Origin of the sequence: Nocardia sp. SYP-A9097 (assembly GCF_009649815.1) — a bacterium.
Lineage (GTDB): Bacteria > Actinomycetota > Actinomycetes > Mycobacteriales > Mycobacteriaceae > Nocardia.
On sequence record NZ_WJIC01000004.1, the window covers coordinates 479755 to 492808 of the forward strand.

Consider the following 13054-nt stretch of genomic DNA (forward strand, 5'->3'; position numbering starts at 1 on the left):
CACCGGGCTGGCGAGATACCCCCTGAGGGTATATGGTCGGGCCATGGATCAGGGACATGCCTCCCACGGCGAGATGGATCATGCCGAGCACGAGGCCATGAACGCCGGACATGCCGCAATGGATCACGCCGACCACGGGAGCATGGACCACGCGGGCATGGATCACGCGGCAATGGGCCACGGCGGCCATGCCGGGCACTCGGGCATGTCCATGGACGATATGGCCCGTGACATGCGCAATCGCTTTCTGGTGGCGCTGGTCTTCTCGCTCCTGGTCATGTTCTGGTCGCCCATGGCGAAGGATATGTTCGGCCTGGATCTGCCGACCCCGCTCGGTCTGCGCCAGGACATCTGGGCGCTGATCCTGAGCCTGCCGGTGATCTTCTACTCCTCGACCATCTTCTTCACCGGCGCGGTCGCCGCGCTCAGGGCCCGCACCCTCGACATGATGGTGCTGGTCGCCGTCGGCATCGGCGCGGGCTGGCTGTACTCCCTGATCATCACCCTCAGCGGCGGCGGCGAGGTGTTCTACGAGGCGTCGACCATGCTCGCCACCTTCGTCCTGCTCGGGCACTGGTTCGAGATGCGGGCGCGCGGCGGGGCCAATGACGCCATTCGCGCCCTGCTGGACCTCGCACCACCGCGGGCCGTGGTCATCCGGGACGGTCGGGAGGTCGAAATCCCCACGGCCGAAGTGATTGTCGGCGATGTGCTGCTGGTGCGGCCGGGCGCGAAGATCGCCGTCGACGGTCAGGTTGTCGAGGGTGAGAGCGAAGTCGACGAATCCATGGTCACCGGCGAAAGCCTGCCGGTGCACAAGGAACCCGGTGCGGCCGTCATCGGCGCGACCCTGAACAAGAACGGCGTGCTGCGCGTCGAGGCCACCAAGGTCGGCGCGGATACCGCTCTCGCACAAATCGTGAATCTCGTTCAGGAAGCCCAGAATTCGAAGGCCCCCGGCCAGAAATTGGCCGACCGCGCGGCCTTCTGGCTGGTGCTGGTCGCATTGATGGGTGGCGCACTGACTTTGGTGGTCTGGCTGCTCGCCGGAGCCACCTTCGCCAAGGCCATGCTCTTCGCGATTACCGTCGTGGTCATCACCTGCCCCGACGCCCTCGGCCTGGCCACCCCCACCGCCATCATGGTCGGCACCGGGCTCGGCGCGAAACGCGGTGTGCTGTTCAAGAATGCGATGGCATTGGAGAGCGCGGCGCGTATTCAGACCGTCGTCATGGATAAGACCGGCACCCTCACGAAGGGTGAGCCCGAGGTCACCGAAATCGTCACCGACGGGGTGATCACCGCCGCCGAACTCATCCCGCTGCTGGCCGCCGTCGAACGCGAATCCGAGCATCCCCTGGCGGAGGCGGTCGTGAACTACGCCGCTGGCCACGGCGCGAATGGTGAACGGGCACAAGACTTCGAGAACGTCCCGGGTCACGGTGCCATTGCCACCGTGAACGGCCGCCGCGTGGTGGTCGGCAATCGCCGCCTGCTCGAACGCGAGGGCATCGACCTCGGCGACCTGGCCGCCGCCCGCGACCGCGTGGCCGGCGCAGGCCAGACCGCGGTCCTGGCCGCGGTCGACGGTAAGGCGACGGCGGTCATCGGCATTGCCGACGCGGCCCGCGAAACCTCCGCTCGCGCAGTACAAGACCTGCACGATATGGGCATCGAAGTAGTCATGCTCACCGGCGACAACGCGGCCACGGCTCAGCGCATCGCCGCCGAATTGGGGATCGACACCGTCATCGCCGAGGTCCTGCCCGGCGACAAGGCCGACAAGATCGCCGAATTGCAGTCCACCGGAAAGAAAGTCGCCATGGTCGGCGACGGCGTCAACGACGCACCCGCCCTGGCCCGGGCCGACCTGGGTATCGCCATCGGCGCGGGCACCGACGTGGCCATCGAAACCGCCGACCTGGTCCTCATGCGTTCCGACCCCCTGGACGTCCCCACCGCCCTGCGCATCGGCCGCGGCACCCTTCGCAAAATGCACCAAAACCTGACCTGGGCAGTCGGTTACAACACCATCGCGCTGCCGATCGCGGCGGGCGTCTTCGAACCCGCCTTCGGCTTCACCCTGCGCCCGGAGATCGCCGCCCTCTCGATGTCGGGGTCCAGCGTGATCGTGGCGCTGAATGCCTTGTCGCTCAAGCGCTTGCGACTGCCGTTCTGAGTTCGGCTATCGATTCGCTGAATTATTGCCGGATCGCGCTGTTGTCCGCCGCAGTGGCCTGGGTCACGGAGTCTCGATCGAGTTGATCCGGTCATGAACGCATTGCCTGCCGCCCGGCGCATCTCGTGGACGGCGCCGCTCCGGCCGTCGGATTCCTGAGCGGGTCTCAGGCGCGTAGCAGCGCCGTCTGCACCTGGCGCAGGCGTTCCACATCGCCGCGGAATCCGGCCACGGCATCGTTGTAGAGGAACGCCTCCCAGAGCCGAACCAGCGCGTACGCCAGGGTGTTCGGATCGATCGGCGGTTCGTACCCCTGGGTCTGCGCCCTCTCGATGAGTCGCTCGACAATTGCCACCGCCGCCGGATGCACGATTCCGTCACTGCGGGTGATCAACCGCAGGGCGGCGGTCGACTCATTGTCGAAATAGGTACGCAGCGAATCATTCTCGACCAGACTCTGTACGGTCCGATCCAGAATCTCGCTCAGCCGCTGACCGCCCTTGGCCCGGCTGCGCTTATCGGCATAGCCGATCATGCGCTCCAACTGCCGGGCAATGGCCGCGCCGAGCAGCCCGTCCCGGGATCCGAACCAGCGATAGATACTGGCCCGGCCCACCCCGAGCTGTGCGGCAATGGCGTGCACATCCAGCCGCTTACCCGCCAGGAACATATCGATGGCGGCCCGGAGCACATCGTCCCGACTGGCCGACGCCGGTCTGCCCGGTGCCCTGGTCCCCTCCGCGCGCGTCACGCGGAAAGCATAGGGGTCAGATACGCCGCGAGCGTGCGCGCGGTGACCGCCCGGCCGAGGCCGAGCGCCTCGCGCAGCACCGCGGGATCGCGATCCACCCGGCCGATATCGGGCGCGCTGTGCGGCGGGCGAATCTGCAGAATCGCCGGATCGGTGGCGAAATCCGCCTCGTCGCGGTGATGCTGTTGCACCCGGGTGCGCCACGGACCGACGGTGCCGGGCGCGTGCCGGGCCAGGAAGCGCGAGACCACCCGGCTCTCCAAAGTCGATGGTGGGCGCACGATTTCGTCCTCCCGGCGGGTACGCAACACCAGTACCCGGGTCGCGCCCTGCGCCAAGGCCGTTCGAATCGGCACCGATTCGGAGAGTCCGGCATCGACATAGCGGCGCCCGCCGATCCGCACCGGCCGCCCGGCCAGGATCGGCAGACAGGTGGAGGCGCGCAGCGCGGCCTGTACGGAGGCGCTGTCGCTCAGGCCGGAGTGCAGATCGACCGCTTCGCCGGTATCGGCATCGGTCGCGATCGGATGGAAGGTGACCGGATTGGCCAGAATCGCCGGAAAATCCATCGGCACAATGCGCTCGTACACGGTGTGCACCAGGTATTCGGTATCCACCACGCGTCCGCCGCGCAGCGCCCGCATCGGTGAGATGACCCGATTGATCACCTCGGGATGCCAGGCACGTTCGGAGTGCACGGCCCGCCCGCAGAGCAGCCACGCACCGTTCAAAGCGCCCGCCGAGGCCCCGTATACGGCATCGAAGCAGGGCAGCACGCCGAGCTCCTCGATGGCCATGGCCATGCCGTGCGAGAAGGCGCCGCGCGAGGAGCCACCTTCGATGACCAGCGCGAGCCGGTGCCCGTCGGTGCGTGCGCCGGGTGCGCTTTCCTCGCGGTGCCGGCGGGCGATGAGTTCGCCGACGCCGAGGGCGTGATCCTGCTCGGGCATGGGTCCCCTTTCGTGGCCACCGAGTCTACGGGGCTTATTTGAGACATTAGATAGTCTGTGTATCATATTCGACGCTAACCGAGACAATGGAGGGCCAACGCATGAAATTGGCGCTGACCGAGGACGAGCTCGCCTTTCGTGACGAACTGCGCGCGTTCTACCGGAGCGAGATCCCGGCCGATATCCGGAACCGGGCCCGGCACGGACAGGAGTTGAGCAGGGACGACATCGTCACCAGCCAGCGCATCCTGAACAATCACGGGCTGGCGGTGCCGAACTGGCCGGTCGAGTGGGGCGGCCGGGACTGGACGCCGATCCAGCGGCATATCTGGCATGACGAGATGCAGCTCGCATCGGTGCCGGAGCCGCTCACCTTCAACGCGAACATGATCGGGCCGGTCATCGCCCAATTCAGTTCGCAGCAGCTGAAGGAACGCTTCCTGCCGCCCACCGCGAGTCTCGAAATCTGGTGGTGCCAGGGCTTTTCCGAGCCCGAAGCCGGTTCCGACCTGGCCTCGCTGCGCACCACCGCGGTGCGCGACGGCGACCACTACATCGTGAACGGCCAGAAGACCTGGACCACCCTGGCTCGGTGCGCGGACTGGATCTTCTGCCTGGTGCGCACCGATCCGGACGCGCCCAAGAAGCAGGCCGGCATCTCCATGCTGCTGTTCCCGCTGGACACCCCCGGTGTCACGGTGCGGCCCATCGAACTCATCGACGGCGGCCACGAGGTCAATGAGATCTTCCTGGAGAACGTCCGGGTGCCCGTGGAAAACCTTGTCGGCGAAGAGAATCAGGGCTGGACCTACGCCAAGTTCCTGCTCGGCAACGAACGCAATGGCATCGCCTCGGTCGGGCAGACCAAGGTGCGGCTGTGGCTGGCCAAGGAGCAGGCCCGCGCCACCCGGCTGGGCGAGCGCACCATGCTGGAGGATCCGCTCTTCGCCACCCGCCTGGCCGAACTCGAAAACGAGCTGCTGGCACTGGAATTGGTGCAGCTGCGGGTCGCCTCGGGTCCGTCGGACGGTAAACCGAACCCGGTCTCCTCGATTCTCAAACTGCGCGGCACCGAACTGCAGCAGGCCGTCACCGAACTCATGGTCGATATCGCCGGACCGGGTTCGGTTGTGCGCGAGGGTGATACGCCCGACTGGGCGCATCGCAGCACCGCCACCTACCTGAACTACCGCAAGACATCGATCTATGGAGGATCAAACGAGGTGCAGCGCAATATCATCGCCTCGACGATCCTCGGATTGTGAGGCAGCAAAATGGATTTCGATCTGACCGCTGAACAGGACATGCTGCGCGATACCGTGCGCGATATCCTGGCCCGCCGTTACACCCCCGAGCGCCGCACCGAGGTCATCGGCACCGAACTCGGCTGGGATCCGCAACTCTGGCAGACCTTCGCCGAGGTCGGCCTGCTCGGCCTCACCTTCGCCGAGGAAGACGGCGGCATGGGCGCGGGGCCGCTGGAAGCCATGCTGGTGCTCACCGAGATCGGCCGCCGCCTCGCTCCGGAGCCGCTGCTGGACTGCGCCCTGCTGCCGGGCGGGCTGATCGCCGCCGTAGGCGCGGACGCGCAGCGAAAAGGCTTGCTGCCCAAGGTCGCCGAGGGTGAGCTGCGGCTCGCCTTCGCACACGCCGAGCCCAGCCTGCGCTGGCCGTCCACCGAACTCGCCACCCAGGCCGTGCCGCACGGTGACGGCTGGCAACTCACCGGCGTCAAATATCCGGTGCCGCACGGTGATTGCGCCGATCTGCTGATCGTCAGCGTGGCCCTGGCCGAGGGTGGGCAGGGCCTGTTCCTGGTCGATCCCGCCGATCCGGGCGTGCGCCGCACGAGCTACCGCACCCATGACGGATTGCGCGGCGCGACAATCGAATTCGACGGAGCCACCGCCGAACCGCTCGGCAATGTAGTCGATGCGAGCAATGCGATCGAGGCCGCCCTCGCGGGAGCGCAGGCCGCGCTCTGCGCCGAGGCGGTCGGTGCCATGGAGGAGTCGCTGCGACTCACCGCCGAATACCTCGAGACCCGCAAGCAGTTCGGCGTTCCGCTGCGCGCCTTCCAGGCCCTCACCCAGCGCGCCGCCGATATGTACGTCGCCCTCGAACTGGCGCGCGGTATGAGCATGTACGCCTCCATGTCCCTGGCGGACGGCATTACCGATCCGGTGGTCGCCTCCCGCGCCAAACTGCGAATCGGCCGCTCCGCCAGGCATATCGGGCAGGAAGCCATTCAGCTGCACGGCGGTATCGGCATGACCGCGGAGTACCCGGTCGGGCACTACACCGCGCGCCTGACCACCATCGAGCACACGCTCGGCGACTCCAGCGATCACCTGCGCCGCCTGGGCGAGTACGTCGGCGAGTACCAGATGGTCGAAATCTGATGCGCATCACCGGCGCTGTGCTCGAGGAGACCGGCCGCGCGCGACCGTACGCGCGGTCGCGACCGATCACCGTCTGCGAGCTGGAACTGGGCGATCCCGGGCCAACCGAGGTACTGGTCGCCATCGAGGCCGCGGGCGTCTGCCACTCGGATCTCAGTGTGGTGGACGGTAATCGGCCCCGGCCGCTGCCCATGCTGCTGGGACACGAGGCGGCGGGCACGGTCGTCTCGACCGGTGAGCGGGTCGCGGACCTGGTCCCGGGACAGCGGGTCGTCATGTCCTTCCTGCCTCGCTGCGAGGAGTGCGACGCCTGCGCGCGCGACGGGCAACTGCCCTGCTCGGCGGGATCGGCCACCAATAACGCCGGTGAGCTGCTGCATCATTCGGGACATCTGTCGCGCGGCGGTAGCCGGGTCCGGCACCACCTGGGCGTCTCCGGCTTCGCCTCGCACGCCATTGTGGATCGGGCCTCGGTGGTACCCGTGGGCTCGGATGTGCCACCGGAGATCGCCGCGCTGTTCGGCTGCGCGGTGCTCACCGGCGGGGGAGCTGTGCTCAATGTGGCCCGGCCCGGACCGCTGGACACGGTCATGGTGGTCGGTCTCGGCGGCGTCGGTATGGCCACGCTGCTGACCGCCAAAGCCGTTGGCGTGGAACACGTTATCGGCGTGGACCGGATGCCGGAGAAACTCGCGGCGGCGCGCGAGCTGGGTGCCACCGCGACCTATACGCCGGATGAGTTGCGCGACAACGGGGTTCGAGCACGATATGTCATCGAATCCGCCGGCCACCCCTCGGCACTCGAAAGTGCCTATGCTGCAACGGAACCGGGTGGTATAACCATTACCGTCGGCCTGCCCGCACCCGCCGCGACCATGACGCTGCCGCCGCTCAGCCTCACCGCCGAGGCGCGCACCCTCGGCAGCTACCTGGGCTCGGCCGTACCCGCCCGGGACATTCCGCGCTACGAGCGGATGTGGCGCGAGGGGCGTCTCCCGGTGGAGAAACTCATCTCGGCCCGCATCGAACTCGCCGACATCAATGAGGCCATGGACCTGCTCGCCGATGGCCGCGCCGTGCGACAGGTCATCATCTTCGACCGGAAGTAGTTCGCTGAAACATTGCTATTTCGCGGTATCTCCTGGCAATGAATTTCCCGATCATCAATCTCGGTTCTGCCACACCATGTAATCGGAGTCCGCTATCCGCCGATCCCCGCGGGATCGGCGGCCTTGGCATCTGTATTGCGGGAAGTGTTGCCGGACAACAGTGTTCGGAGTGCCCGGGTAACAGCATGGGAGGCCGCGCGCTGGGACAGTCCGCGCCGGTCCATCAGTTGGTGCCGGTACGCCCAGCCCACGGTTGTCTCGATCAGGTCCAGCAGTTCACGATCCTCGGCACCCGAGCGGTTCAGCTCGGTGGTGAAGATGCGTGCCAATCCGGCGCGAATCTTGCTGTCGGTCAACCGCATTCGCGTATCGATCGCGGCGATGGACTGCGATTCGAGCAGGCCCAGCAGGCGCGGATTGCGCTGGTGGGCGAAGACCGTCTCGCTCTGCTTCACCACCGCGGCGATCCGCTGCTCCAGCGGCAGGCCCGGATCGGTCGTCGCGACCAAGGACTCCACCAATTCGGACTGTGCGTCGACCGCGGCCACCCGCAGATCCTCCCGTCCGGGAAAGTGCACGAAGATACTGCGTTCGGAGATACCCGCGCGCTCGGCGATGTCCTTGGCCGTCGGGACGAAGCTGCCCTCTTTGATGGCCGCCAGTAAGGCATCCACGATCGCCTTGCGGGTCTGCTCCGGATTGCGCCGACGACGGCGCTCTCCGTTCGGGCGCTCGGGGGGTGCCGCGGTGCCGTCACTCATCTCTGCATCCGATCACAGCGTCTCCCGGCGGTTGTTGTGGGGTCGGTGAGAATTCCGCCCCTCACTATTGCAGTATAACTGCAATAGTGGTTAGAGTGAAGCCAAACGGCAAATGTTCGAGCAACTGAAGAAAGCGTTCTCAGGGCCGTGAACGAATCGTTATGAAGAAATTGGCGAACGTGTAGCTAATAGCTTCTTGGCTGGCTTGCAGTGCGCTCGATCGGAAAAAGTAGGAGATGACGTGGTCGATGGCAACCCGAAAAACGGCGCGGACAATCAGGAGAACGGTGGACCACGGGTTTCCCGGCGCGGCATGCTCGGCGTCGGTGCGGCGGCATTGGCCGCGGTCGGCGTCGGCGGTGCGCTGAGCGCCTGCGGCACCTCCGATGACGTCAACGTCCCCACCAGTCAGACCGATCCGAGCGATGCCATCACCAAGGCGAACAAAAAGGTCACCGAGACCATGCCGTTCTCCGACACCACCGACTTCGCCGATGCCGACCGCGGTTTCATCGAGGCTTTGAAGCCGGGTGTCATCAAGGACGACAAGGGAAAGGTGGTGTGGGACACCGATTCCTACGGTTTCCTACAGGGCACCTGCCCGTCCTCGGCCAACCCCAGCCTGTGGCGGCAGTCGCAGCTCACCGTCAAACAGGGCCTGTACGAGATCGCGCCCGGCTTCTATCAGATCCGCGGCCTCGACCTGTCGAATATGACGCTCATCGAGGGCGATACCGGCGTCATCGTCATCGATCCGCTCATCTCCAATGAGACCGCCGCCGCCGGCCTGGCGCTGTACCGCGCGCATCGCGGCAACAAGCCCGTCACCGGCCTGATCTACTCGCACGCGCACGTCGACCACTTCGGTGGTTCGCTGGGTGTCACCACCCGCGAGGACGTCGCCGCCGGCAAGTGCCCGGTGGTCGCACCGTCCGGTTTCCTCGAGCACGCGGTCGCGGAGAACATCTACGCGGGCACCGCCATGGCGCGGCGCGCCTCCTATATGTACGGCGCCGCACTGCCGCGCGGTGAGAAGGGGCAGATCGGCGCGGGCCTGGGCCAGACCAATTCGCTCGGCACCGTCAGCCTCATCGACCCGACCATCAATGTGATGAAGACGGGTGAGGAGCATGTGATCGACGGCGTTCGCATGGTCTTCCAGATGACCCCGGGCACCGAGGCCCCGTCGGAGATGAACTTCTACTTCCCCGACCGCCGCATTCTGTGCATGGCCGAGAACGCCACGCACACCCTGCACAACATCCTCACCCTGCGCGGTGCGCTGGTGCGCGACCCGCATGTGTGGTCCAAGTACCTCACCGAGTCCATCAATATCTATGCGCGCCAGTCGGATATCGTCTTCTCCTCGCACCACTGGCCGATCTGGGGCACCGACAAGATCGTGGAATACCTTTCCACGCAACGGGATCTGTACGGCTACCTGAACGACCAGACCCTGCGCATGCTGAACCAGGGCTTCGTCGGCAGTGAGATCGCCGAGCAGATGCAGGTGCCCCCGGCCATCGAAAAGGCCTGGTACACACACGGTTACTACGGTTCGGTGAGCCACAATGTGAAGGCCATCTACCAGCGCTACATGGGCTGGTTCGACGGTAATCCGGCACACCTGTGGGAGCATCCGCCGGTCGAGAGCGCCAAGCGGCACGTCGATGCCATGGGTGGCGCGAACTCGGTGCTCAAGACGGCCAAGAAGGCGTACGACGACGCCGACTACCGCTGGGCCGTGCAGCTCACCAACTACGTGATCTTCGCCGACCCGAACAACAAGAAGGCGAAAGACCTGGAGGCCAGCGCTTTCGAGCAGCTCGGCTACGGCGCGGAGAACGCCACCTGGCGCAACTTCTACCTCTCGGGCGCGTACGAACTGCGCAATGGCTCCTTCGGTACACCCAGCGCCGCCAACTCCAAGGGGCTGCTGGCCGCGCTCACCGTGGACCAGGCCTTCGACGCCATCTCGCTGTACGTCAACGGCCCCAAGGCGTGGGACACCCACGTGGTCACCGACTGGAAGTTCAGCGATCAGCAGGACAAGGTGCACCGCGCCGAACTGCGCAATGGCGTTCTCGTGCACTACGACCGCTGGCCGAACGACGGCCTCCCGGCTCCCGACGCGACCATCACCCTCACTCGCGGCGGGTTCATCCAGAACATGATGGGCGGCGGCGATATGAAGGACGCCATCGCCAAGGGCGACATCAAGATCGACGGCAACCCGGCCGTCCTCGTCCAGATCAAGGGTGTGATCGACAAGCCCGACCCGGGATTCAACATCGTCACCCCGTAATACCCGCCAGACCCTTTGCGTAACAAGCAAGTTCCACCCCGCGCCGGTTTACCGGCTGGATCAGGAGGCAGGCAGTGAGCGCACAGACAGAACCCAGCGAAATCATCGTCAAGCAGAACCAGAGGGTGCTGACGGAGATGCCGTTCGGCGACACCACCGATCAAGAGGACTGCGATCGCGGCTTCATCGCCGCGCTCGAGCCCGGAGTGGTGAAGACCGCCGACGGGAAGGTGGCCTTCGACGCCGACTCGTGGGGATTCCTGCAAGGCTCCTGCCCCTCCTCGGTGCACCCGAGTCTGTGGCGGCAGTCGGGGTTGAATGTGCGCCAGGGTCTGTACGAGGTCACCGCGGGCATCTATCAGATTCGCGGCCTTGATCTTTCGCAGATGACGATCGTCGAGGGCAAGACCGGTGTGATCGTGATCGATCCGCTGGTCTCGGCCGAGACGGCGGCCGCGGGCCTGAAGCTGTACCGCGACCACCGCGGTGACAAGCCCGTCACCGGATTGATCTACACGCACTCGCATGTCGATCACTTCGGTGGCGCGCTCGGCGTCACCACCAATGAGGACGTCGACGCGGGGAAGCTGCCGGTCATCGCCCCGGCCGGATTCCTGGAGCACGCGGTCGCGGAGAACGTGTACGCGGGCACCGCCATGTCGCGTCGCGCCGCCTACATGTACGGTGCGGTGCTGCCGCGCGGCCCCAAGGGCACCGTGGGATCCGGTCTGGGACAGACCAATTCGCTCGGCACCATCACGCTGATCGCGCCGACCCTGGACATCACCCACACCGGTCAGGAAGAGACCGTCGACGGGGTGCGGATCATCTTCCAGATCACCCCCGGCACCGAGGCGCCCTCGGAGATGAACTTCTACTTCCCCGACCATCGCGCACTCTGCATGGCGGAGAACACGACTCACACACTGCACAACCTGCTCACCCTGCGCGGTGCGCTGGTGCGCGACCCGCATGTGTGGTCGCAGTACATCACCGAATCGATCAACCTGTTCGCCCGCGAATCCGATGTGGTGTTCGCCTCGCACCACTGGCCGACCTGGGGCACCGAGCGGGCGGTGGAATTCATGTCGCTGCAGCGCGATCTCTACGCCTACCTGCACGATCAGACGCTGCGGCGGATCAACCAGGGTTATGTCGGCAGCGAGATCGCCGAATCGATCGAAATGCCGCCGAACATCGCCGCCGCCTGGCACACGCACGGGTACTACGGTTCGGTCAGCCACAATGTGAAGGCCATCTATCAGCGCTACATGGGCTGGTTCGACGGTAATCCGGCGCACCTGTGGGAGCACCCGCCGGTCGAGAACGCCACCCGCCATGTGGAATTCATGGGCGGCGCGGCCGAGATCCTGAAGAAGGCCCAGGTCGCCTACGACGCCGGTGACTACCGCTGGGTTGCCCAGGTCGTCAACTACGTCGTCTTCGCCGATCCGACCAATGAGGCCGCGAAGGCGTTGCAGGCCAGCACCTTCGAGCAGCTGGGCTACGGTGCGGAGAACGCGCCGTGGCGCAACTTCTTCCTGATGGGCGCGTATGAGCTGCGCAATGGCAATGTCGGCACCCCGACCTCGGCCACCTCGCCCACCATGCTGGCGGCGCTCACCGTGGAACAGGTCTTCGACGCCATCTCACTGCGCCTGGACGGGCCCAAGGCCTGGCACGAAACCGCCATCAGCGATTGGCATTTCACCGATGAGAAGCGCGTCCGGCGTCTGGAACTGCGCAATGGCGTACTGGTGCATTATGAACGGCCCGACAGCAAGAACATCCCGGATGCCGATGTCACCTTCCATCTCACCCGGGCGACCCTGATCGGTGTGCTGCTCGCCGGCCAGGATCTGCAGGCCGCTATGAAGTCCGGTGCGATCACCTTCGAGGGTGATGTGCAGAGCTTCGCCAAGCTGGTCGCGCTCTTCGACGAGCCGGACCCGGCCTTCAATATCGTGACGCCGTAATCGGTGTCCACATAACGTAATTCGGAGCGCTTGGTCACCCCTCGTTGGCGCTCCGGATACGAGATGCGGGGCCCTGCCGTCGACCGTCCGACAGGGCCCCGCTCGCTGTCCGACGTCCGGCAGGGCCCCGCTCGCTGTCCGAAACAGCTTGGCCGGCAAGGCAAATCAGGGACCGTCTAGTTGACCGAATGCCGACCCGACATCGCACCGGCCGCCGGTCCGGTCCCCACCGGCCGAGTCCCCGGCGCGGCCACACCCTGCGGTGGACTTTGTCGTACCGCCGCACTGAAGAGCAGGTACTCCCCGGGCGGTACACACACCTCCCGATAGGGCTGGCGTGGGCCGACCCGCCGCTGCGGTCCCGGAATCACCACCCCGTGCCTGATGGCGGCCCCCTTGGGCTCGGTGGCGGATTCCTGCGCGCGGACCCAGGTCCGCATGGCATGCGATGCGAGGCTGGGCAGATACTCCACCGCCCGCTCCCACTCCAGACCCTCCACCTGTGTCGGGTCACTGACCGCGGTGACGACGACGGCGTAGCCCGTACTGATGTCGCTCATGCGGATTCACCCCTGTTCATGGTTGCGGCACTATCTCTGGTGTTGCGCGGGGAATGTTCAG

The 13054-nt window shown here is 65.9% G+C and carries 10 protein-coding genes; 6 read left to right on the plus strand and 4 right to left on the minus strand.

The window, feature by feature from the left end:
• Positions 1-43: 43 nt before the first annotated feature.
• A complete protein-coding gene (locus GFY24_RS12365; RefSeq protein WP_153805123.1) occupies positions 44-2179 on the plus strand; it encodes a cation-translocating P-type ATPase in 2136 nt (711 codons plus the stop codon).
• A 166-nt stretch (positions 2180-2345) separates the two neighbouring features.
• Here the strand turns inward: GFY24_RS12365 and GFY24_RS12370 are convergent, their stop codons facing one another.
• Entirely contained in the window at positions 2346-2930 is a 585-nt protein-coding gene (locus tag GFY24_RS12370) for a QsdR family transcriptional regulator (RefSeq protein ID WP_309230761.1), read from the minus strand.
• On the minus strand, positions 2927-3880 hold the full coding sequence (locus tag GFY24_RS12375; protein WP_153805124.1) for a patatin family protein: 954 nt from the start codon (positions 3878-3880) through the stop codon (positions 2927-2929). The genes GFY24_RS12370 and GFY24_RS12375 overlap by 4 nt, the downstream gene beginning before the upstream one ends.
• Before the next feature lie 101 nt (positions 3881-3981).
• On the opposite strand from GFY24_RS12375, the gene GFY24_RS12380 reads away from it, so the two are divergent.
• Genes GFY24_RS12380 through GFY24_RS12390 form a run of 3 tightly spaced genes read left to right on the plus strand, consistent with a single transcriptional unit; the run spans position 3982 to position 7391 of the window.
• Positions 3982-5145, plus strand: a complete 1164-nt coding sequence (locus tag GFY24_RS12380; protein ID WP_153805125.1) for an acyl-CoA dehydrogenase family protein — start codon at positions 3982-3984, stop codon at positions 5143-5145.
• Between the two features lie 9 nt (positions 5146-5154).
• Positions 5155-6282, plus strand: a complete 1128-nt coding sequence (locus GFY24_RS12385) for an acyl-CoA dehydrogenase family protein (protein WP_153805126.1) — start codon at positions 5155-5157, stop codon at positions 6280-6282.
• Entirely contained in the window at positions 6282-7391 is a 1110-nt protein-coding gene (locus tag GFY24_RS12390; RefSeq protein ID WP_153805127.1) for an alcohol dehydrogenase catalytic domain-containing protein, read from the plus strand. The genes GFY24_RS12385 and GFY24_RS12390 overlap by 1 nt, the downstream gene beginning before the upstream one ends.
• A 92-nt stretch (positions 7392-7483) precedes the next feature.
• On the opposite strand, the gene GFY24_RS12395 is transcribed toward GFY24_RS12390, so the two are convergent.
• Positions 7484-8152, minus strand: coding sequence for a TetR/AcrR family transcriptional regulator (locus GFY24_RS12395; RefSeq protein WP_153805128.1), 669 nt, complete (start codon positions 8150-8152; stop codon positions 7484-7486).
• A 463-nt stretch (positions 8153-8615) separates the two neighbouring features.
• Between GFY24_RS12395 and GFY24_RS12400 the strand changes: the two genes are divergently transcribed.
• Both GFY24_RS12400 and GFY24_RS12405 read left to right on the plus strand, forming a co-directional pair.
• The gene (locus tag GFY24_RS12400) at positions 8616-10457 is read left to right on the plus strand and encodes an alkyl/aryl-sulfatase (RefSeq protein WP_228566250.1); all 1842 of its coding nucleotides are present in this window, start codon (positions 8616-8618) and stop codon (positions 10455-10457) included.
• A 74-nt stretch (positions 10458-10531) separates the two neighbouring features.
• Positions 10532-12433: an alkyl sulfatase dimerization domain-containing protein gene (locus GFY24_RS12405; RefSeq protein WP_309230762.1), complete on the plus strand. Its 1902-nt coding sequence runs from the start codon at positions 10532-10534 to the stop codon at positions 12431-12433.
• A 176-nt stretch (positions 12434-12609) separates the two neighbouring features.
• Here the strand turns inward: GFY24_RS12405 and GFY24_RS12410 are convergent, their stop codons facing one another.
• Positions 12610-12993, minus strand: a complete 384-nt coding sequence (locus GFY24_RS12410) for a hypothetical protein (RefSeq protein ID WP_153805129.1) — start codon at positions 12991-12993, stop codon at positions 12610-12612.
• Positions 12994-13054: the final 61 nt, after the last annotated feature.